General features: G+C 45.8%; 21 protein-coding genes. 14 read left to right on the top strand and 7 right to left on the bottom strand.

Features of this window, described 5'->3' with window-relative positions; genetic code table 11:
* Positions 1–83 precede the first annotated feature (83 nt).
* The 8 genes from J7439_RS09085 (at position 84) to J7439_RS09050 (ending at position 12,135) form a co-directional block, all read left to right on the top strand.
* Positions 84–2,429 carry a hypothetical protein gene (locus J7439_RS09085; RefSeq protein ID WP_209201513.1) on the top strand — a complete coding sequence of 782 codons (2,346 nt, stop codon included), beginning with the start codon at positions 84–86 and terminating at the stop codon, positions 2,427–2,429.
* Between the two features lie 50 nt (positions 2,430–2,479).
* Entirely contained in the window at positions 2,480–4,810 is a 2,331-nt protein-coding gene (locus J7439_RS09080; RefSeq protein WP_209201512.1) for a hypothetical protein, read from the top strand.
* 50 nt (positions 4,811–4,860) lie between these two features.
* Positions 4,861–7,209: a hypothetical protein gene (locus J7439_RS09075; protein WP_209201511.1), complete on the top strand. Its 2,349-nt coding sequence runs from the start codon at positions 4,861–4,863 to the stop codon at positions 7,207–7,209.
* 50 nt (positions 7,210–7,259) lie between these two features.
* Positions 7,260–9,572, top strand: coding sequence for a hypothetical protein (locus J7439_RS09070; protein WP_209201510.1), 2,313 nt, complete (start codon positions 7,260–7,262; stop codon positions 9,570–9,572).
* Positions 9,573–9,639: 67 nt separating this feature from the next.
* A complete protein-coding gene (locus tag J7439_RS09065; RefSeq protein ID WP_353623027.1) occupies positions 9,640–10,416 on the top strand; it encodes a queuosine precursor transporter in 777 nt (258 codons plus the stop codon).
* The gene (locus J7439_RS09060) at positions 10,413–11,066 is read left to right on the top strand and encodes an SDR family NAD(P)-dependent oxidoreductase (RefSeq protein ID WP_209201508.1); all 654 of its coding nucleotides are present in this window, start codon (positions 10,413–10,415) and stop codon (positions 11,064–11,066) included. Before J7439_RS09065 ends, J7439_RS09060 begins: the two co-directional genes overlap by 4 nt.
* Before the next feature lie 217 nt (positions 11,067–11,283).
* The gene (locus J7439_RS09055) at positions 11,284–11,829 is read left to right on the top strand and encodes a hypothetical protein (RefSeq protein ID WP_209201507.1); all 546 of its coding nucleotides are present in this window, start codon (positions 11,284–11,286) and stop codon (positions 11,827–11,829) included.
* Positions 11,830–11,871: 42 nt separating this feature from the next.
* A complete protein-coding gene (locus tag J7439_RS09050; RefSeq protein ID WP_209201506.1) occupies positions 11,872–12,135 on the top strand; it encodes a DUF6482 family protein in 264 nt (87 codons plus the stop codon).
* Here the strand turns inward: J7439_RS09050 and J7439_RS27025 are convergent.
* Positions 12,087–12,215, bottom strand: a complete 129-nt coding sequence (locus J7439_RS27025; RefSeq protein ID WP_353623026.1) for a tautomerase family protein — start codon at positions 12,213–12,215, stop codon at positions 12,087–12,089. The two genes, J7439_RS09050 and J7439_RS27025, sit on opposite strands and share 49 nt — an antisense overlap.
* A gap of 97 nt (positions 12,216–12,312) precedes the next feature.
* Positions 12,313–12,555 carry a DUF5062 family protein gene (locus J7439_RS09040; protein WP_209201504.1) on the bottom strand — a complete coding sequence of 81 codons (243 nt, stop codon included), beginning with the start codon at positions 12,553–12,555 and terminating at the stop codon, positions 12,313–12,315.
* Positions 12,556–12,760: 205 nt separating this feature from the next.
* On the opposite strand from J7439_RS09040, the gene J7439_RS09035 reads away from it, so the two are divergent.
* Complete coding sequence (locus J7439_RS09035; protein WP_209201503.1) at positions 12,761–13,621, top strand: PA4780 family RIO1-like protein kinase; 861 nt, start codon at positions 12,761–12,763, stop codon at positions 13,619–13,621.
* A gap of 628 nt (positions 13,622–14,249) precedes the next feature.
* Entirely contained in the window at positions 14,250–15,506 is a 1,257-nt protein-coding gene (locus J7439_RS09030) for an L-lactate MFS transporter (RefSeq protein ID WP_209201502.1), read from the top strand.
* A 171-nt stretch (positions 15,507–15,677) separates the two neighbouring features.
* Here the strand turns inward: J7439_RS09030 and J7439_RS09025 are convergent, their stop codons facing one another.
* Both J7439_RS09025 and J7439_RS09020 read right to left on the bottom strand, forming a co-directional pair.
* The gene (locus J7439_RS09025; protein ID WP_209201501.1) at positions 15,678–16,445 is read right to left on the bottom strand and encodes a hypothetical protein; all 768 of its coding nucleotides are present in this window, start codon (positions 16,443–16,445) and stop codon (positions 15,678–15,680) included.
* Positions 16,429–16,809: a hypothetical protein gene (locus J7439_RS09020; protein ID WP_209201500.1), complete on the bottom strand. Its 381-nt coding sequence runs from the start codon at positions 16,807–16,809 to the stop codon at positions 16,429–16,431. Before J7439_RS09020 ends, J7439_RS09025 begins: the two co-directional genes overlap by 17 nt.
* 175 nt (positions 16,810–16,984) lie before the next feature.
* Here J7439_RS09020 and J7439_RS09015 point away from each other — a divergent pair, with 175 nt between their 5' ends.
* The gene (locus J7439_RS09015) at positions 16,985–17,254 is read left to right on the top strand and encodes a hypothetical protein (protein ID WP_101748677.1); all 270 of its coding nucleotides are present in this window, start codon (positions 16,985–16,987) and stop codon (positions 17,252–17,254) included.
* A gap of 43 nt (positions 17,255–17,297) precedes the next feature.
* On the opposite strand, the gene J7439_RS09010 is transcribed toward J7439_RS09015, so the two are convergent.
* Entirely contained in the window at positions 17,298–17,993 is a 696-nt protein-coding gene (locus J7439_RS09010; protein WP_209201499.1) for an ABC transporter ATP-binding protein, read from the bottom strand.
* Complete coding sequence (locus J7439_RS09005) at positions 17,986–19,230, bottom strand: lipoprotein-releasing ABC transporter permease subunit (protein WP_209201498.1); 1,245 nt, start codon at positions 19,228–19,230, stop codon at positions 17,986–17,988. Before J7439_RS09005 ends, J7439_RS09010 begins: the two co-directional genes overlap by 8 nt.
* A gap of 337 nt (positions 19,231–19,567) precedes the next feature.
* On the opposite strand from J7439_RS09005, the gene J7439_RS09000 reads away from it, so the two are divergent.
* The gene (locus J7439_RS09000; protein ID WP_209201497.1) at positions 19,568–19,912 is read left to right on the top strand and encodes a hypothetical protein; all 345 of its coding nucleotides are present in this window, start codon (positions 19,568–19,570) and stop codon (positions 19,910–19,912) included.
* Position 19,913: 1 nt separating this feature from the next.
* On the opposite strand, the gene J7439_RS27020 is transcribed toward J7439_RS09000, so the two are convergent.
* Positions 19,914–20,861 carry a helix-turn-helix domain-containing protein gene (locus tag J7439_RS27020; protein ID WP_209201496.1) on the bottom strand — a complete coding sequence of 316 codons (948 nt, stop codon included), beginning with the start codon at positions 20,859–20,861 and terminating at the stop codon, positions 19,914–19,916.
* Positions 20,862–21,034: 173 nt separating this feature from the next.
* Between J7439_RS27020 and galE the strand changes: the two genes are divergently transcribed.
* Positions 21,035–22,051, top strand: a complete 1,017-nt coding sequence (galE, locus tag J7439_RS08990; RefSeq protein WP_209201495.1) for a UDP-glucose 4-epimerase GalE — start codon at positions 21,035–21,037, stop codon at positions 22,049–22,051.
* Positions 22,048–23,121: a UDP-glucose--hexose-1-phosphate uridylyltransferase gene (locus J7439_RS08985; RefSeq protein WP_209201494.1), complete on the top strand. Its 1,074-nt coding sequence runs from the start codon at positions 22,048–22,050 to the stop codon at positions 23,119–23,121. Before galE ends, J7439_RS08985 begins: the two co-directional genes overlap by 4 nt.
* Positions 23,122–23,142: the final 21 nt, after the last annotated feature.

The raw sequence follows: 23,142 nt of genomic DNA, 5'->3' as shown, positions 1-23,142 counted from the left end.
TGATAAGCAGCCCTAAAAAAGAAGTATTTCAAACACCCTGAGAAATCACAACAATCGCTGCCATTAAGAGGTTGCAAAATAATATGCTTGTATCCGCTGCTATCAATCAAAATAGACGACTTATTGATTATAAAAAAAACCCGAAAAATCGCCAAAACAAAAGAAAACAGCAACAGGAGAACAACAATTCCTCGAAAAAGGTCAGGCTGGATACTGCCCGGATAAATCATCAGAGGCGTGTTAAACAGACAGGAGTAAAAAAGAAACTAGCGGAATACCAGGTTGCTACGGCAAAAAGTCAGCCTGTTCACCAAAACTCTCAGATAAGTAAACTGCAGATTGATTCAAAGCAGAGCACTGAAAGTCATTCAATTCCCACAATACTGAATAGAGTACTGGATGATATTCGTAAAATGGATATTGAGTATGCTATAGGCCCTGATAAATCCGCGCAAATGCCAAAGTATAAGAGATTATCCATTCACGGTAATTTAACCTATGTTGAAAAGATTTATAAAAATTTACTAGTACCGAAGATTCATCACTTAATACAAGAATTTTCTCCTATTAATGACTTAAAACAACGGCAGACCCAATACGCCATGCAAATAGCAGAGTTAGTGAAAACTTACAAAGTAGCCCAATGTGATGAGATGACTCATTTAATGGCTTCCTGCTGCCTGGAAAATCCGACCATCAGTCTGTTCAAAATGGTTATCAACTTTTTTTTTGCGAGAACCGGATCAAAGAAAGGAAAGCTGGATAGATTCACTACTCATGTATGTTTGATGGTATGCCCAAATCATTCAGGTGATAGTGTACAGATGCAAAGCCAATGGTATGAAGCGGGATACAAACACGCCAATAGTGACCTGCATTGTGCTGACGGGAGCTACCATCAGCCGTCCTATATGGCTACCTCTGATCTTTACATTGCTGATCCGTGTCAGCATGAATATTGGCCAGGAAGCCAGTGGCAGCAATTTATCAGCAATATTGCCGATCAATATCTAACACCAACGGGTAAAGATTTTAAGAAAATAAAGGTACAAATAACGCGCTATCACTCGGAAAATACCGTTAAGGAGCTACCGGCCGCAGATATACAGGCAGAACCAGTTAACAGGGATACCGCAGACTATTCAGCCATGCCAGCCTATTTTTATCTTGAAGAGTTCACCAACAAATTAAAGAAAAAAGTTCAGGGAAAAAGACAACGGGCTATTGAGATCACTAAGCAAAGACTGGTAAGAAATGGTGTAAAAATCCCTGCTTTTGACACCGTAAAATCAAAACACAGAAAAAAATGGTCAACAAATTTAATACGAGTTCTGGCCTGGAAAATGAACCTTGATGTTAACCTTCTGTGCCGTGAAGATTTAGCCATCATTAATCCAAAATCAGAGGACTACTATCAATACATGATTGACTTTTTAGGCAAGTCAACAATCAAATCATCAAAACATGTTATCAATATGACCGACAGCTTTAACAAGTATGGATTTCCATTTCCTGAACCATGCAGTCGATATTTTTTACCATCAAAAAAGTGGCTGCCGGGCCATATCAGGCATCTGCTTAGAGTAGCCAAACCTGAACGATCATTTTCGGACTCCGAACTGATTAAAATATTGAGAGTACTGAACCCTGTGGAACTGCAAGATACCTATTTACGCTATTTACATGAGTATTTGCAAAATAAGCTGGTTGACAACCACGGCCCCCGAATACTGGAAAATGCCTTATGCACCATCAATCAGGGGAATATACCCCTCCCTGCCATTGCAGGATTCACCAGCTGGAATATATTGACATTACGAAAACTGGCTGATTTGTGTGTAGAAAAGTTTGGCGGCATCTCCGCAAAAACAGTTACCCCCTACCCTTCTGTTAGCAAAAGAGAAGTTATACCTACCTCACCCGATGAGTTTTCCGCCTGGTTTCTCAATAAACTTACCAACAACCATTTTAATTTCAATAATTTCGATGGCAAGCTAAAAGCTGCAAACCTGATTGTTCACATCAGCCCGATAGAAGGTATCACATTTAACCCCGTACCAAAGAGAGCTGACTGGATATTGTACTATGTCTATCAATACGGTTTTGACAAAAAAGAGATTTTCCATCAGACCTCTTCAACAACACTCTATCAAATGCTGAAACGCATTACCTCGCGGGCAAAGCATTCAGAGCTATACGATAGATTATTGTATCTCAGCTCAACATGGAGTGACCTCAAAGCCAGCAGTTATTTGACAACCTTGAGAACACACAATATCAAACTGCCCGATGATTTAATGTATTGCACAGCCAAAAGCAGAATGGTTAAGATGCACGCAAGAGCAGAAAAACTGAAGGAATCTGGCTGGCTGGCAGCGGATATAGACCTGTCGCAGCATAGAACACCAAAACATAGAAAAGTTCTCTAACACCTTGAGAAACCATAACAATCACTGCCAATAACAGGTTAAATCATAATATGCTTGTAGCCACTGCTATCAATCAAAACACACGGCTTATGGATTATCAAAAGCCCCCAAAAAACTGTCAAAATAAAAGAAAACAGCAACAGGATAACAACAATCCCTCAAAAAAGATCAGGCTGGACACTACCCGGATGAATCATCAGGGGCGTGTCAAACACCCAGGAGTACAAAAGAAACTACCAGAATACCAAGTTACTATGGCAAAAAGTCAACCTGTTCACCAAAACGCTCAGAAAAATAAACTGCAAATTGATTCAAAGCAAAGTGCTGAAAGTCATTCAATTCCCACAATACTGAGTAAAGTACTGGATGATATTCGTGAAATGGATATTGAGTATGCCATAAGCTCTGATAAATCCGCTCAAATGCCAGAGCATAAAAGGTTATCCATTCACGGCAATTTCACCTGTGTTGGAATGATTTATGAACATTTACTGGTACCAAAGATTCATCACTTGATACAAGAACTCTCTCCTGTTAATGACTTGAAACAACAGCAGACCAAATACGCCATGCAAATAGCAGAGTTAGTCAAAACCTACAAAGTAGCCCAATGTGATGAGATGACTCATTTAATGGCTTCCTGCTGCCTGGAAAATCCGGACATCAGCCTGTTCAAAATGGTTATCAGCTTTTTTAGTGCGAGAACCATGGCAAAGAAAGGAAGGATGAAAAGATCCACCACGCATGTATGTTTGATGGTATGCCCAAGTCTTTCAGGTGATAGTGTGCAGATGCAAAGCCAATGGTATGAAGCTGAACACAAACATGCTCATAGTGATCTGCGTTGTGCTGACGGGAGCTATCATCAGCCAACCTATATGGCTACTTCCGATATTTACATTGCTGATCCGTGTCAGCATGAATTGTGGCCAGGAAGCCAGTGGCAGCAATTTATCAGCAATATTGCCGATCAATATCTCACACCAACAGGTAAAGATTTTAAGAAAATAAAGGTACAAATAACGCCCTATCATTCGGAAACTGCCGTTATGGAGCTACCGGCCGAAGATGTACAGACAGCGCCAGTTAGCAGTGATACCACAGACTATTCAGCCATGCAGGCCTATTCTTATCTTGAAGAATTTGTAAAGAAACCAATCAATAAACCACGGGCTGCTGATATCACCAAGCAAAGACTGGTAAGAAATAGTGTAAAGATCCCTTCATTTGAGATCGTAAAACCATCACACAGGAAAAAATGGTCAACAAATTTGATACGAGTTCTGGCCTGGAAAATGAACCTTGATGTTAAAGTTCTGCACCGTACGGATTTAGCCATCATTAATCCAAAATCAGAGGACTACTATCAATATATGATTGACTTTTTAGGTAAATCAACCATCGAATCATCAATGGATGTTATCAAAATGACCAAAAGCTTTAACAACCATGGGTTTCCATTTCCTGAACCATGCAGTCGATATTTTTTACCATCGGATGAGTGGCTGCCGGGCCATATCAGGCATTTGATTAGACTAGCCAAACCTGAACGATCATTTTCGGACTACCAACTGATTAAAGTATTGAAAGTACTGAATCCTGTGGAACTACAAGATACCTATTTACGCTATCTACATGAGTATTTGCAGAATAAGCTGGTTAAAAACCAGGGCCCCCGGGTACTGGAAAATGCCATCGGCTACATTAGACGGGGAAAAATCCCTCCCCCTGCCATTCAAGGAATGACCAGCTGGAATATATTGACATTACGAAAACTGGCTGATTTATGTGTAAAAAAGTTTGGCGGCATCTCCGCAAAAACGGTTGTTCCCAATCCTTCTGCTGGCAAAAAAGAAGTTATACCAACCTCACCCGATAAGTTTGCCGACTGGTTTCTCAACAAACTCACTAACTGCCAATTTAATTTCAATAGATTCAATGGCAGCCTGAAGACTGCAAACCTGATTGTTAACATCAGTCAGATAGAAGGTATTACATTTGATCCCGTACCGCAGAAGGCAGACTGGATGTTGTACTATGTCTATCAGTACGGTTTTGACAAAAAAGAGATTTACTACCAAGCCTCTTCAACAACACTCTATCAATTGTTGAAACGCATTACCTCACCAGAAAAGCACATAGAGTTATACGATAGATTACTGTATCTCAGTTCAACATGTAGTGGTCTTCACACTCACCATTATTGGAGAAAATTGAAAGAACACAACATCAAACTACCCGATGATTTAATGAATTACACGGTCAAGGGCCGGATGATTGAGATGCATGCAAGAGCGGAAAAACTGAAGGAATCTGGCTGGCTGACAGCGGATATAGACCTGTCGTACCATAAAACATTAAAACATAAAAAAGTTTTCTAACGCCTGGAGAAATCATAACAACCGCTGCCAGTAACAGGTTAAATCATAATATGCTTGTATCCACTGCTACCCATCAAAACACACGGCTTATGAATTATCAAAAGCCCCCAAAAAACCGTCAAAGTAAAAGGAAACAGCAACAGGATAACAACAATCTCCCGAAAAAGGTCAGGCTGGACACTACCCGAATGAATCATCAGGGGCGTGTTAAACAGACGAGAGATCAAAAGAAACTGCCAGAATACCAGGTTACTATGGCAAAAAGTCGGCCTGTTCATCAAAACTCTCAGAAAAGTAAACTACGGATTGGCACAAATCAGAGCACTGAAAGTCATTCAATTCCCACAATACTGAATAGAGTACTGGACGATATTCGTAAAATGGATATTGAGTATGCCATAAGCTCTGATAAATCCGCTCAAATGCCAGAGCATAAAAGATTATCCATTCACGGTAATTTCATCTGTATTGAAAATATTTATAAGCATTTACTGGTACCAAAGATTCATCACTTAATACAAGAACTTTCTCCTGTTAATGACTTGAAACAACAGCAAACCAAATACGCCATGCAAATAGCAGAGTTAGTCAAAACCTACAAAGTGGCCCAATGTGATGAGATGACTCATTTAATGGCTTCCTGCTGTCTGGAAAACCCGAACATCAGTCTGTTCAAAATGGTTATCAACTTTTTTTTCGCAAGAACCGGATCAAAGAAAGGAAAGCTGGATAGATCCACTACTCATGTATGTTTGATGGTATGTCCAAGTCTTTCAGGTGATAGTGTGCAGATGCAAAGCCAATGGTATGAAGCTGAACACAAATATGCTCATAGTGATCTGCATTGTGCTGACGGGAGCTATCATCAGCCACCCTATCTGTCTAATTCCGAGATTTACATTGCTGATCCGTGTCAGCATGAATTTTGGTCAGGAAGCCAGTGGCAGCAATTTATCAGCAATATTGCCGATCAATATCTCACACCTACGGGTAAGGATTTTAAGAAAATAACCGTAAAAATAACGCCCTATCATTCGGGAACTACCGCTAATGAGCTAACGACTGCAAAGGTACAGGCGGCAGTAACCGTTAACAGTGATACTACAGACTATTCATCCATACCTGCCTATTTTTATCTTGCAGAGTTCGCAGCCAATATAGCAAAAAAACATAAGAAGCTAAAAAAACGGGCTGCTTTGATCACTAAGCAAAGACTGGTAAGAAATGGTGTAAAAATCCCTTCATTTAACACCATAAAATCAAAGCACAGGAAAAAATGGTCAACAAATTTAGTACGGGTTCTGGCCTGGAAAATGAACCTTGATGTTAAAGTTCTGCTCCGCAAGGATTTAGCAATCCTTACTCCAAAATCAGAGGACTACTATCAATGCATGATTGACTTTTTAGGTAAATCACCAATCGAATCACCACAACATGTTATCAATATGGTCAAAAGCTTTAACAAATATGGATTTCCATTTCCGGAACCATGCAGTCGATATTTTTTACCATCGAAGGAGTGGCTGCCAGGCCATATCAGGCATCTGGTTAGAATAGCCAAACCTGAGCAATCATTTTCGGACAGTGAACTGATTAAAGTATTGAGAGTACTGAACCCTGTAGAACTACAAGATACCTATTTACGCTATCTACATGAGTATTTGCAAAATAAGCTGGTTAAAAACCAGGGGCCCCGAGCACTGGAAAAAGCCTTCAGCACCATTAGACAGGGGAACATCCCCCTCCCAGCCATTGAAGGAATCACCAACTGGAATATATTGACATTACGAAAACTGGCTGATTTATGTGTAAAAAAGTTTGGCGGAATCTCCGCAGAAACGGTTGCACCCTATCCTTCTGTTGGTAAAAAAGAAGTGATACCAACCTCACCCGATGAGTTTGCCCACTGGTTTCTAAATAAACTTACTAAATATCAATTTAATTTCATTAGTTTCGATAGCACTCTAAAGGCTGCAAACCTGATTGTTAGCATCAGCCCGATAGAAGGTATCACATTTAACCCCGTACCACAGAAGGCAGACTGGATGTTATACTACGTTTATCATTACGGCTTTGACAAAAAAGAGATTTACCATCAGGCTCCTACAAACACAGTCTATCAAATGCTGAAACGCATTACCTCCCGAAAAAAGCATTCAGAATTATACGATAAATTATTGTATGTCAGCTCAACAGGTTGTGGTCTTCGATCTCTCAGTATTATCAGGAGCCTGAAAAGACACAACATCAAACTACCCGATGATTTAATAGATTACTCAGTCAAAGACCAGGTGACTGAGATGCATGCAAGAGCAAAAAAACTGAAGGAATCTGGCTGGCTGGCAGCCGATATAGACTTATCGCACCATAGAATATCAAGACATAGAAAAGCTTTATAGTGTCTTGAGAAATCACAACAACCGCTGCCAGTAACAGGTTAAATCATAATATGCTTGTATCCACTGCGACCAATCAAAACACACGGCTTATGGATTATCAAAAGCCCCAAAAAAACCGTCAAAACAAAAGAAAACAGCAACAGGATAACAACAATCCCTCAAAAAAGGTCAGGCTGGACACTTCCCGGATGAATCATCAGGGGCGTGTTAAACAAACGAGAGATCAAAAGAAACTACCGGAATACCAAATTGCTATAGCAAAAGGTCAGCCTGTTCGCCAAAACTCTCAGAAAAGCAAACTACGGATTAACACTAATAGGAGCACTGAAAGTCATTCAATTCCCACAATACTAAGTAAAGTACTAAATGATATTCGTAAAATGGATATTGAGTATGCCATAACTTCAGATAAATCCGCTCAAATGCCAGAGCATAAAAGATTATCCATTCACGGCAATTTTACCTGTGTTGAAAAAATTTATAAGTATTTACTGGTACCAAAGATTCATAACTTGATACGAGAACTTTCTCCTGTTAATGATTTGAAACAACAGCAGACCAAATACGCCATGCAAATAGCAGAGTTAGTCAAAACCTACAAAGTAGCCCAATGTGATGAGATGACCCATTTAATGGCTTCCTGCTGCCTGAAAAACCCGTCCATCAGCCTGTTCAAAATGGTTATCAGCTTTTTTTTTGTGAGAAACGGAGCAAAAAAAGGAATTGTCGAAGGAACCACCACTCATGTATGTTTGATGGTATGCCCACGTCTTTCTGGTGAAAGTGTGCAGACACAAAGCCAATGGTATGAAGCTAAACACCGATCTATTCGTAGTGATCTGCATTGTGCAGACGGGAGCTATCATCAGCCATCCTATATGGCTGCTTCCGATATTTACATTGCTGATCCGTGCCAGCATGCATATTGGCCAGGAAACCAGTGGCAACAATTTATCAGCAATATTGCCGATCAATATCTATCACCAACGGGTAAAGATTTTAAGAAAATAAAGGTACAAATAACGCCCTATCATTCGGAAACTGCCGTTAAGGTTCTACCGGCCGTAGATATACAGGCAGTACCAGTTAACAGGGATACCACAGACTATTCAGCCATACCAGCCTATTTTTATCTTGCAGAGTTCGTAAATAAACAACAGGCTACTGAGATCACCAGGCAAAAACTGATAAAAAATAAAGTAAAGATCCCTTCATTCAACACCGTAAAATCAGCATACAGGAAAGCATGGTCAATACGTTTAATACGAGTTATGGCCTGGAAAATGAAACTTGATAGTAAAGTACTGTACCGTCAGGATTTAGCCATCATTAATCCAGCATCAGAGGACTACTATCAATATATGATTGACTTGTTAGCTAAATCGACAGTCGAATCATCAAATCATGTTGCCAATATGACCGACAGCTTTAACATCCAGGGTTTTCCATTTCCTGAACCATGCAGTCGATATTTTTTACCATCAGAAAAGTGGCTGCCAGGCCATATCAGGCATCTGCTCAAAGTAGCCAAACCTGAACGACCATTGCCGGACTGGGAATGCATTAAAATATTGAGAGTGCTGAATCCTGTGGAATCACAAGATACCTATTTACGCTATCTACATGAGTATTTGCAAAATAGGCTGGTTAAAAACCAGGGGCCCCGAATACTGCAAAATGCCTTCAGCACCATTAAAAAGGCTAACATCCCCCTCCCTGCCATTAACGGAATCACCCGCTGGAATATATTTACATTACGAAAACTGGCTGATTTATGTGTCGAAAAGTTTGGCGGCATCTCCGTAAAAATGGTGACTCCCTGTACTTCCGTTGACAAAAAAGAAATTATACCAACCTCACCCAGGGAGTTTGCCACCTGGTTTCTCAATAGACTTACCAGATATCAATTTAACTTCAGTAATTTCGATGGCAAGCTAAAGCGTACAAACCGGATTGTTAACATCAGTCCAATAGAAGGTATCACATTTAACCCCGTGCCACAGAAGGCAGACTGGATGTTGTACTATGTCTATCATTACGGCTTTAACAAAAAAGAGATTTACAATCAGGCATCTACAAGAACGATCTATCAAATGCTGAAACGCATTACCTCCCGGAAAAAGCATTCAGAATTATACGATAAATTATTGTATGTCAGCTCAACAGGTTGTGATCTTCGATCGCTCACTGTTATCAGGAGCCTGAAAGAACACAACTTCAAAATACCCGATGATTTAATGGATTACACAGTCAAAGACCAGGTGACTGAGATGCATGCAAGAGCGAAAAAACTGAAGGAATCTGGCTGGCTGGCAGCCGATATAGACTTATCGCACCATAGAATATCAAGACATAAAAAATAAGAGCACTCCATAACCGATAAGGCAACACTCGATGGCCTGATGGCCCGTGACACCAATAATTCGGTATATGTTGGTATTGAAAATTGCTCTCAAACATCCGTTAATCGCCACCCGCAACGCCATAACAAGCAGTGGATATCTGAGGGTACACTTGAACGAATTACTATTGATTGGCCAGCTTTTGTTATTTTACGGCATGGTCATTTTAACTTACCGCCTGTTCGGTAAAATGGGGCTCCTCTGTTACACCGTGCTGGCCATCGTGGCCGCTAACATAGAAGTACTGGTGCAGATCAATGCCTTCGGTATGGAGATGACCCTGGGGAATATCATGTTTGCCACCACCTTCCTGGTGACCGATATCCTCAGTGAGGTGGGTGGTAAAAAATGGTCTAACTACGCAGTCAATGTCGGCTTCTTTACCTCGGCACTGTTTATTGCCATTTCCCAGAGTTGGCTGTATTTCATGCCCAATTCACTGGATTTTGCCATGCCGCATATTCAGGCCATCTTCAGCAACACGCCTCGCCTGATGGTTACCGGCCTGCTGGTTTATGCCATTACACAGCGCTTTGATGTGTGGCTTTACCACAAAATCTGGCGCTGGACCGGGTTTACCAAGAATTATCTGTGGCTGCGCAACAATGTGTCCACCATGATTTCCCAGTTCTTGAATGCGATTCTGTTCACCTTCGGTGCATTTTACGGGACGTTCCCGGTGCTGGACCTGCTCAGTATCATTATCACCAGTTATGGCATCTTTATGGTGACCAGTCTGTGTGATACACCTGCCGTGTATCTGTGCAGAAACATCAAGGTCAGGGAAATATGGGAGCGTACATGAAAGTCATTATTACCGGAGCCAGCGCAGGTATTGGCCTGGCGGTTTGTCAGCGTTTTCTTCAGGATGAGCGCATCACCGTGGTGGGTATCGATGTTAACCCCGGCGAACTTGATAACGCCCGTTACCACCATTTTGTGGCCGATGTGGCAAACCCGGAATTGCTCCCTGACATTAAGGGCGTAACACATCTGATCAACAACGCCGGGGTGCAAAACACCACACAGGACATCGCCATCAATTTAGGCGGGGTGATGAACTGTACCAGGCTGTACGGCCTGCAACCGGCGATTCAATCCATTGTTAATGTTGCCTCTGCCAGTGCTCATTCCGGTGCTGAATTTCCAGAGTATGTTGCCTCCAAAGGCGGTGTTGTCGCCTACACTAAATGGACTGCGCTTCAGGTTGCTCAATACGGTGCCACCTGCAACAGTATTTCCCCCGGAGGCGTGCTTACCGAACTGAACAGGCCGGTCATGGACGATCCTGAAAAATGGCAGGCCATTATGGATGAAACGCTACTGCCAAAATGGGCCAGTTCTGAAGAAATAGCACAGTGGGTTTACTTTATGGCGGTCATCAATCGCAGTATGACCGCACAGGATATTCTGGTGGATAACGGCGAGATGGCGAAGGCTAACTTTGTCTGGTGATCGATACTAGAGGTAGCGCTGAGTAACCCGGGTCAGAACTCGAAAGGAATTTGCGGCAGGTGATATTCACAATAATGTCATGGGTAAAGTTTATCCTGATTGACACGATATAAGGACTCCACTCTTGAAGACTGAAAAAGATTGAGTTCGCTAGCGCTCCCAAAAAACAAAAGCAACGAAGCGTGTTTCAGTATTTCACTGCAAAGGAATTGCAACCATGAAAAAGCACCTTTTTCTACTACCCGGCCTCAAAACTGCCAGAGAACTTTCCGAACAACTGGAAAGTGCTGGGATTGATCACAACCGCATTCATATCGCTCACCAGGATCATTCATGTGACACAAACTACCACCTTAACCATCTCAACTTGCTGAAAAAAAACGACACCATTCACAGTGGTGCTATAGAATTCAAGGTTGGTGTCATTCTGGCAGCGACGGTTGGATTCCTTACCTACAACCTTTGGGAAGGTCATCCTGCCGGCGGTATTGGCACCGTCTTCGCCTGCCTGATCGCCCTTGGCTTCCCTGCCTGGCTCGGCGGGATGATCGGTGCCTCGAGTGATAATGGTCGTCTGCAGCCCTGTCATGATCATATTCAGCAAGGTGGCGCGTTAGTTATGGTCAATATCAAAACCCCAATAGAATGGGAAAGAATGAACGAAACCGTATCAAATTATGCACCCGCAAGAGCTGCCGGTGTGGCCTGTGGACTTGAAAACCCTTTTTCGGGACAACTGATTCCGGGAAGATCTCTACGATAAATCGTCGTTTTCTTCATCAGCGGGCAAATAAGGAGAAGATCAATGACCCTTAGAGAACTGAAAAAAGCCTTTAAAGAAAACCATCTGCCTGTCGAGCTGCTGAGTCAGGAAGGAGATATCTATTTATGCCGGGTGGATGGGAAGCACCTGCTGAGTAATCACGATGCCACCCCCACTATTTTCCATAGCATTAGTGAGGCAAAAGAGATCCTTGGGGATGATATTGCTCATCACTTGCAGCTGGTTTATTCCGAAACCTATGATGAGATGATCCATCCTGAAAACCAGGCCAAATCATCAAAATGATCGTAAGGTAGTGCACGAACCTTAATGGCCGACGCGTCAAACAGCCCGGAGCTGACAACTCCCTGATGTACACGCTCCATCAGGGCCTCTGGACTGACAATTGCTTCCGGTGGCCGCGAGTATTCGATAATACAGTGTGGCACGCAAAACCTCCTTGCAAATGACATAAGGACGAGATCAACCCAACTTCTGTTTAGATGCCCAGATTGCCAGTTTGTGCTTCATGGTCACCTGGGATACCTGATCCTCTGGCAAAGGCTGGATGAGGTTATCATGGACCAGCAGCCGGTATATATATTCAATTTTTTCATTGGCAGAATCGGTCGCCTCAAATTTCACAACCCCCCGCTTCTCACCATACTTCATGCCATATTCAATGGCCTTCTTTACCAGCTCTTTTTCATTCTTCAGTTTCTTCATTGGTGCCTCATTCGATCCAGTAGTGTATTAGGACATTAGCTTTTATAAACCATTTATGGCAAATCAGGAGACTGACCAGCAACACTATTACCGGTGCAGGTTTACTCTGAAATTCCCAAACACATCAGCCTGTCATGCGCTATTCCCAACGGTTATTACCAAAAGCGCTATTCCCTCACGGGTTCAAATAAGGTAAAAGTTCCTTATGAGAACCCCGAAACGAATCCAACCCCTGGTTGATGAAGGACTGGTGGATGAAGTACTCCGCCAGCTAATGAGTGGTAAAGAAGCCGATGTCTATGTGGTGCGCTGTGGCAATGATATCCGCTGCGCCAAGGTTTATAAGGAAGCGGCCAGGCGCAGCTTTAAAAAAGCCGTCCAATATCAGGAAGGTCGCAAAGAGCGCAACAGTCGCAGGCAGCGAGCCATCGAGAAAGGCTCCAGATATGGCCGGAAACAACAGGAAGAGACCTGGCAGAGTGCCGAGGTTGACGCCCTGTTCCGCCTGGCCAGAGCGGGCGTAAGAGTCCCACAGCCTTATATCTGCCTGGATGGCGTACTGTTGATGGAACTGGTGACGGATGATGAAGGCCAGGTTGCCCCACGCCTGGGTGAAGTGACCATGTCCGCCGATCAGGCCCGTGAAGACCACGCCACCATGATGCATTATGTCATGCTGATGCTCTGTGCCGGCCTGGTTCATGGTGACCTGTCGGAATTCAATGTTCTGGTGGATGATTACGGTCCGGTGATTATTGACCTGCCCCAGGCCGTGGATGCCTCGGCCAACAACCATGCCCGCTCGATGCTGGCCAGGGACATCAACAACATCACGGAATACTATGGACAGTTTGCACCGGACCTGTTGAACAGCCAGTATGCCAAAGAGATGTGGGCACTCTATGAAGATGGCGAACTGATCCCGGAAACCGAACTGACCGGCCTGTTCACCGAAGCGGAGCAAGCCGCCGATGTGGACTCAGTGCTGGCCGAAATAAAAGCGGTTCTGGCTGAGGAGCAGAAACGGCAGGAACGTCTGCGAGAATCTGATAATCCTGATGCCTGACTGAGACGGAAGCCAGCCCTACCGGTCAGGTGGGGCAGGCCCGATCAAAACAACGCTCAGGCTTGGGTGTTGCAGCGCCAATCGATCAGTTACTTCATTTAACTGGCGGTATGTTGATGTTCCTGAATATCTGATTAGCCCTTTGACAACAGGTTTCAGGGAAATATCAACATCATTTTTAATTGATTATTATTTGACCTCTGTCAATCTTTCCAGTTGATTTAATAAATACAATCAGAACCAGAATTTTATCTCATTAATGGTTCTTTTTCCTACAGAACTGTTTTGAAAGCCATGGGACAGAATATATGCAGGAAATATTGATAACAGGAAACAATTGAAACAACGCGTTCACTATTGTTTTCAAAAAATATTTACAGGTGGTATCGCCATCTGAAAAGCAGGCCGGCAAAATCCTTTGCAAGGATTAACGAACAGCAATGCCCTGTGCTACTTACTTTTCTTTTTTCTTTGCCGTGGAAAATCGTTTGTTTATTGCTGTTATTTGTTTTTCTTTTTTTATTTAACAGTGGTACTAGCTGTTTTATTTTGGCATTGATATTTGGATAACAAATACAGCATTCGGTTAGTGACAGAAATTATAAACTTGGTTTTAAGTGAGGCATCAATGGCAACTGGTACGAATCGTGGCTGGGTCGTAGTGACGGCTGGCCTGGCGATTAACTTAATGTTCGGCAGTCTTTACACGTGGAGTATCTTCTCCGAGAATTTTATTAACACTCAGGGCTGGACCGCTTCTCAGGCATCCACACCCTACGCAGCGGCCATTGCCGCGTTTGCGCTGGTCATGCTGGTAGGTGGTAAGCTGCAGGATCGCCTTGGGCCGCGCGTAGTGATCACCATCGCAGGTTTGTGTACTGCGGCAGGTATGTTCCTGTGCAGTGCCATGCCCACGGAAACCGGCGTTATCCTGGGTTTTGGTGTCCTCAATGGTGCAGGCATCGGTCTGGGTTATTCCGCAACGGCTCCGGCAGCGGTGAAATGGTTCAAACCGGAGCAAAAAGGGTTAATTGTCGGTCTGGTTGTCACCGGCTTTGGTTTGGCACCGCTGTATGCGGCTCCACTGGCCAAATACCTGATCGCAGAATACGGCCTGTTTGCCAGCTTTAATATACTGGCGGTGTTCTTCGGTAGTGTGATCGTAACTGGTGCCCAGTTCATGAGTGTTCCGGAAACCACAACAAGCATGGCGACTGCGGATAAAAAGGCCAAAGAGACCCCGGTTGTTGCTGATGGCCCGGAGACCGGTGAGTACAACTGGAAGCAGATGATCAGGACGCCACAGTTTGCCATGTTGTGGCTGATGTTCCTGGCAGGTTCCATGACCGGCCTGATGATGATTGGTCATATTGGTAACATTGCCAAGCTGCAACTGTCCGATACATTTAACATTACCCTGCTGGTTCAGGCGTTCTCTGTCGCCAATGCTTTGGGCCGTCCGGGTGCTGGCTTAATATCTGACAGGATCGGTCGCGCCCGCACCATGAGCATTCTATATACGTTGCAAGGTGCTGTGCTGTTGATGTTCGGTGGTTTTGATACCTTTAGCATGATACTGATGGGTTCATTGGTTATCACCTTCGGCTATGGTGCAATGCTGGCAGTATTCCCGTCTGCAACGGCAGACTTCTTTGGTACCAGAAACCTGGGCTTTAACTACGCTATCCTGTTCAGCGCGTGGGGTGTTGCGGGCATGGCGGGTCCGAAACTGGCAGGTTATCTGCTGGACACCACGGGCGGTTATGAGAGCACCTTTATGATCTGTGCCGGAGTCAGTTTTGCAGCGGCTGCTATCGGTCTTATGGTCAAACCGCCGAAAAAAGCGGCTGATTTTGTGGGAGTGCAAGTTGCTCAGGCCGCTTGAGTATTTTAATCAGGCTCTTGATGGATTTCGGGAGATTCCTGATCAACAACACCTGAAGTCCAGATAGAGTCGCTTGACCACGCTTCTGGATTAAAAGCCCGGCATGTTCCGGGCTTTGTTTTTGCCACTTGCCATCAGAACCATGACAATAATGAATAAATAGCAAAAACTTTACGACCAGAAACCCGCATACAACAAACCAGTCCGCAGCGTAATTGACCTGGGGCTTTCACAGTCCTTGTTGCACCAATGTAATAAAGAATTTTCGACAGTCTGGATGGCAATGGGGCCTCCTATACCAAGTTTACCGATGCAGAAACCGGAACCTATGTAAGTCATGGAATGAATCCACTCTTGTGTATAGGTATCTGACAGATTCAGATAACTAAATGGCTTAACTGTTTTTATATCATTGACAACAATTTCGTTATAACAGGTCATCACTTTTTTAAAAGAGAATCTGTTGACTCCACAGTGTAAAAAATGTTCAAACTGATGACAGGATGATTGCTGATCCTTACTGTCTTCGGAAGTCGTACAGTAGCTTTCTCCTTGTGAAATCCACTTGATAAATCGTTTCCCCCAGGCGACTGGAGGGTGATATTCATACTCCCTGCCATTCTGGTCTTTGGCAACAAAAGAAATGTCATCATCCTGACCTTGAAAAAGCGACCTTATGTATTCATCAGTGCCCTCACCACAAATTGCTTTATAAGCCCTTCCTCCGATTTCAAAGCGGTGAATTATTGTTTTATTGGTAATAGCGGGATTAATTAATGACTGATCTGTCTGTATAAACGATTCCTTTATATAAATCTTAACAGTCTTTGCATGGCCTGTTTTCTTACTGGCAAATAAAGTGTTACTGCTGTCCTTCTGAGGACTGTTCGCTGTTTGTATGGGGTAAAGCTCTGTGGTTGCGTTAGAGGGTATATTCATTATTCATGGCTTCGTGATAACTTGGGGGTGCATCGTGCATGGGTTCATACGGCGGTGGATGGAGAGGAGGAGCAGTTATGTCCTGAGCCATAGACAAATTGTTATTGTGATACAAGGGTTGAGTATCAATAATCTCAGCGTCGGTAACCGGGACCGGTATCTTCTGGTCTTTTGCACCAGTACGATTAGAAAGCATATTGGCCGCAATATGGTCATCTTTTTTGCCAGTACAGGTTGATAGCTGCTCCCGGTTCGCGTAAAGATATCCCACCAGACCTCCGGCCATTGCCATTGCTCCGGTAATGCAGTAACAGCCACAAGCCTTAACAGTCAACGTACAACAAGCGTCTACCCCCTTTGACATATTCTTGCCCGAAAAATTCCCATGCCAGAAATAAAGATTCAGTATTCACCTTGTCGATTGTAAACAGACAGTTCCTTTTACTAGTTTTGCGACAACGGATGAAATATTCGGACTAATCCATAGCAGGCCATGGACGATAAAAGTAAAGCTGGAAACAACATCACAGGGACGAACCATGATCATCAGAACTGCTACCACCATAACTCTTATTGCAGGATTAGCCATCAGTGCCGCATCAGCCATCGCCAACGAGAGAAGGGTCACTGGAGGTGATAATGCCTACTACATTGCTGACCATTCAGGCCCCACCTTCAGTTCCACCGACTTTGTCTGGCCTGAGAGCCGATTCAAAGGGGGTGACGGTTATGACGGCCCCGAAGATAACAGCAGCGCCTTTGAAGTTTATGTAATCCATGAAGAGAAAAAAGGCGGTGATAATCAATAGTTGATCCAAACCATTAAAAAAGCCCTCCGGAGAGGGCTTTTTTTTATACTACAGGCACAAGATGCCCATCTTCCAGGCGTAATGCCCGGTCCATCTGCCGGGCAAATACCATATCATGGGTCACGACAATAAAACTGGTGGTCAGCTGTTCACTGAGGGATTTCATCAACTCATGAATCTTGCTGGCGGTATGGGGATCCAGATTGCCCGTTGGTTCATCCATCAGAACCAGGTCCGGACTGCCGACCAGTGCCCGGGCAATAGCCACCCTCTGCCGTTCACCACCGGAAAGTTCTGCCGGCTTATGGCTGGCCCGTTTCGACAGCCCCACTATACCCAGCATTTCTTCAGCTCTCATGCTTGCCTGCCCCACGGATACCTCTTTTCGCAGCAGTAATGGCATGGCAACATTTTCCAGGGCCGTAAATTCTGGCAGCAAATGATGGAACTGGTAAACAAACCCCAGGTGACGGTTCCGCAATTCACCCTGTTGTTCAGATACCTTCATCAGCTGATGGCCACAAAGTATTACCTCACCGCTGGAAGGGTGATCCAACCCGGCCAACAGCTGCAGCAGCGTTGTTTTTCCTGAACCGGAAGTGCCGACAATCGCTACTCGTTCAGAGGGTGATACCAACAGGTCTATGCCTCTTAGCACCTCCAGTTTTTCAGGCCCTTCAGCAAATACTTTGGTGAGACTGCGGCACTCCAGAACTGCTCGGTTTTCAGGATTATTCATAACGAAGAGCCTCCGCAGGCTGGGTTCTGGAGGCTCGCCATGCCGGATACAGGGTTGCCAGGAAACTCATCAGCAAACCGGACACACTGATCACTGCGACATCCTGCCACATTAACTCCGATGGCAGGTAGCTGATAAAATAAACATCAGGGCTCAGAAAGTGGATACCCAATAATTTTTCCAGGGCACCTACAATTTCGGAAACATTCAGCGCACCGGCAATGCCCAGGGCAACCCCCAGCAGCGTCCCGATAACACCAATCAAGGATCCCTGAACCATAAATATTCCCATAATCATTTTGGGGGTCGCACCAAATGTGCGGAGGATGGCGATATCCCCCTGCTTATCGGTCACCACCATGACCAGCGTGGAGACAATATTAAAGGCGGCAACGGCAACAATCAGGGTGAGAAGCAGGCCGACCATGGTCTTTTCCATCTGAATCGCCTGAAACAGACGTCCATGGCTGCGGGTCCAGTCCTGAACGTAGTAGCGACCGGGCAAGGTAATCGCTACATCCCAGGCCAGTTTCGGTGCGGCAAACAGATCATCCATTTTCAGTCGTATACCTGTTACCCCTTCAGGCACCCGCAGAAAACGGGCCAGATCTTCACGATGGGCGTAGGCCAGGTTGCCATCCACATCGGCACCTACCGAGAAAGTACCAACGACAGTGAATCGTTTCAGGCGAGGCAAAACACCCGCCAGGTTGACACTGGCTTCAGGCAGAACCATGGTCACTTTATCGCCAACGGCCAATCCCAGATAATTGGCCAGAATATCACCCAGCAGAATACCAAACTCTCCGGGCTGCAGGTCTTCCAATGCGCCCTGCTTCATATGATCGGCAATAATAGAGACCCTTCTTTCATAGCCGGGATCAATACCGTAAACCAGCGTTCCCCGCACCAGATCACCATTGGCCAACATACCCTGGGCATCGACAAACGGCGCAGCCGCTTCGATGCCTTCTTTGTCCGGAATGGTATTGACCAGCGCCTGCCAGTCTTCAATACCACCACCGGCCGCCGTGATGGTGGCATGGGGCACCATACCCAGCACTCGCTGCTTGAGCTCCCGATCAAAGCCATTCATCACTGACAGCACAATAATCAGTACCGAAACACCCAGCGTCAGCCCCACCATGGATGTTCCGGAGATGAAGGAGATAAAATGATTCCGTCGCTTTGCGCGGGTATAGCGCAAACCGATAAAAAAAGGTAATGGTCTAAACATTTATTCTGCCAGTATTCCTTGCGCCATCGGCGTGTCAGGGGCGGATTGGCCACTTGTTTGAAAAGCCAGTAAGCTGGCATTATGCCATAAAGCCGCATAATTCCCGTCGAATTTTCCTGCGCTTTGCGACTGTTTCCTCCCCCCTGTACGACGCAAGAAATATTAGCTTTTCGGTCTTACATGAGCAATGACGGTAAATAGCTTCCTGGGCAGATGCGGATTGTGGCTGGGAAAATAATTAGAACTCACTTTCAATGAACCACTGGCAGGAGTAATCTCTTTGCGTGATGCCTGATTAGCGCTTCAGCCTTCTTTTCGAGTCAAGCAGGACGCAAATATGATGAAAACACTTGTTGGTACTCTTTCCGTGACTATAGCAATTATTTGTTCGTCGTCTATTGTCCAGGTCACTGCCAATGAGCTTGCTCCCGACCAGACTCCGTATTCCGAAGGCATCACTGTGACCCCCGTGGGCAGTCAGTCTCAGGAGTTGCGCCAATCTCTGGCTTTACCAAAATACGGTCAAACCATGGATACAGTCAGGGAGATGCTGGGCAACCCCAGCCAGACGGAAACCATTGGTGAACCCGCCATCACCCGCTGGTATTATCCAGACCAGAAATTGACGGTGTACTTTGAAGGTAAACGGGTCTTGAGGTCAGTGGTTGATATCACGCCCTGAGTTATAAAAGCTGTTTTCTGAATTGCCCCGGCGGCATACCAAAATAACGCTGAAAAGCTTCATAAAAGCGGCTGAGAGAACTGAAACCACAGGCATAGCCAATATCGGCAATGGGCCGCTTGCTGTCCATAAGCAGCAATTGGGCTTTTTGCAGGCGCTGGAACTGCAGATATTGCTTGATAGAGACCCCCATCACACTGGTAAACAGGTTGGTCGTATAATTCTTGTGCAGGCCAAGATGAGCCGCCACATCGGCGGTTGAAATAGGCCGATGCAGGTTTTCCCCGATAAAGTGAATCATGGTAGAAACATGGTGAGCACCTTTCAAACGACCACTGCCCGGATGACCGGCAGCCGGTGCCTGCTCAAGATGGTCTTCGGCGAAGACACTTTCCGGGTGATCCCACCCCTGAAAACTGATGCGCTTCAACAGCAGTGACAGCTCTCCCAGAATAATCTCCTTTAATTCCGGGTGATCGCTGCGAAAATCCTCATGCCAGCGACTCAATCTCATGACCAGGTAATCATGGTCCGGCTTTGCCAGGGCAATAGCGCCGGTCATCACCTCCTGCCGGAGTTGTCCCATCAGTGGCCACTGAAGAAATTCCGGTAAAGGGATATAGAGATTATAAAGGGTACCTTTTCCCGGATTTTTTTCCACCAGGCCCACCAGTCGATGGGGCATGTTGGCCCAGAAGATGGCCAGCCGGTTTTCAGGAATGCACTGCTCCCTGCCATTGACAATATAAGTGGCCGAGCAACCCAGCAGATAGTTCAGTTCAACATGGCCATGAACATGGCCACTGTCCATAATATAAGGGGCCCGGTTTTCGATATAAAAGATGTCCCCCTGAATATCGGAAATCGAGCCGGGCATGGGGACCACACCTTCGGTTCTGCGACCGGTTCCACGACACTGCCTGGCCGACAATAGCTGCTGACTGCTCACAAATATTGACCCTTATCAAAAAGCCCCACAATGATACCCATTGCCGTGGCACAAATCTTTGTTTTCGGGAAAAACAGAAAAAAAACCGTAAAAGAAATATCCTGCTGCCTGTTCGTAAAATGACCACAATCGATTATTTAACAGGCAGACAAACTGCCTGAACGAGGTAGACAATGAGTATCCTGATCACCGGCGGGGCTGGCTACATTGGCAGCCACACCTGTCTGGAATTACTGAATGCCGGTTATGACGTGGTCGTCGTAGATAACCTGTGCAACAGCCATGAGACCGCGCTACACCGGGTGGAAAGCCTGACGGGTAAGCAGCCCGCTTTTTATCCTGTTGATATACGCGATAAAGAGGCGCTCCGCACCGTATTCACCAAACACAGCATTGAAGCGGTGATTCATTTTGCCGGGCTAAAAGCCGTTGGTGAGTCTACCCGGATACCGTTGGCTTATTTTGACAACAACGTCAACGGAACAGTAAAACTTCTGGAAGTCATGGATGAGTTTGACGTACGACACCTGGTCTTCAGCTCTTCTGCCACCGTGTATGGCGACCCCCATGAAGTGCCGATCAGGGAAGACTTCCCGGTTGGCCAGGTTACCAACCCCTATGGACGCAGCAAATTCATGGTGGAGGAGATCCTGCGTGATACGGCGGCTTCTGATGATCGATGGAATTTCAGTATTCTACGCTACTTCAACCCGGTGGGAGCCCACGAATCCGGCTTTATCGGTGAAGACCCCAGTGGTATACCCAACAACCTGATGCCGTATATTGCCCAGGTGGCCGTTGGCAAGCTGGAGCTGCTCAACGTCTTTGGCAACGACTACGCGACCCACGATGGTACCGGTGTGCGTGACTATATCCATGTGGTTGATCTGGCCCTTGGCCATCTGGCGGCATTGCGAACCCACTGGACCGATCAGGGCGTCCACACCTACAACCTGGGTACCGGCAAAGGCAGCAGTGTTCTGGATATGCTGCACGCCTTTGAAAAAGCCTGTGGTAAACAACTGCCTCACCAAATCCAGCCACGCCGTCCCGGGGATATCGCCCAGTGTTACGCCGACCCTGCCTATGCAGAACAAAAGCTGGGCTGGAAAGCCACCCGCACCGTTGACGATATGACCATCGATACCTGGCGCTGGCAGTCAGAAAACCCGAACGGATTTAACCAATGACACAATTTAATCCTGTTGATCACCCACACCGTCGATTCAACCCGCTGATTGGCGACTGGGTACTGGTATCTCCCCATCGAGCCAAGCGCCCATGGCAGGGGCAGGTGGAAAAAACAGCGCCGGACTTTCGCCCCGTGCATGATCCGGAGTGCTTTCTCTGCCCGGGCAATGACCGTATTACCGGTGACCATAACCCGGACTACACCGATCCCTACATATTCCCCAATGACTTCCCGGCGCTGCTGACGGATACCCCGGATGCCACCAGCGAGTCAGACCTTTTCCAGAGCAGCTCTGCCAGGGGGGAAGCACGGGTGATCTGTTTTTCACCGGATCACAGTAAAACCCTGCCACAGTTGACCGAACAGGAAATCCGCAAGGTGGTGGATACCTGGGCAGAACAGGTCATCGAACTGGGGGAGACTTACCCCTGGGTGCAGCTGTTTGAAAACAAAGGGGCGGTGATGGGCTGTTCCAATCCCCACCCCCATGGGCAAATCTGGGCCAGCAGCTTTCTGCCCAACGAAGCCCGCAAAGAAGACGACAACCAGCGTCAATGGCTGCAGGAAAAAGGCACCAATCTGCTGGTTGAGTATGCCCTGCGGGAATCTGAGTCCGGTGAACGTACCGTCGTTGAAAATGATCACTGGATTGCCGTAGTTCCCTACTGGGCAGCCTGGCCGTTTGAAACGCTGCTGCTGCCCAGGCGACAGGTACTGCGCATGCCGGATCTGACCGAAGTGGAACGTGATGCCCTGGCCGACATCCTGAAAAAACTGACGACAAAGTACGACAATCTGTTCCAGACGTCATTCCCCTACTCTATGGGCTGGCACGGTGCGCCCTGTCATCAGGGTGAAGTCAGTACCGATGATAGCCACTGGCAACTGCACGCTCATTTCTATCCACCGCTGCTGAGATCAGCAACCGTTCGCAAGTTTATGGTGGGATTTGAAATGCTGGCAGAAACTCAGCGTGACCTGACCGCGGAACAGGCTGCTGCTCGTCTGCGCGAACTGTCCGATGTGCATTATCTGGCAAGCAGCCCAGAGCCTGCGAAAAGCCTTTAAGATTGCTCCGAGTTATGGAAA

It is taken from the genome of Salinisphaera sp. G21_0, from assembly GCF_017744115.1.
GTDB lineage: Bacteria > Pseudomonadota > Gammaproteobacteria > Pseudomonadales > Endozoicomonadaceae > Endozoicomonas.
This window is presented reverse-complemented; position numbering and strand designations above follow the sequence as displayed.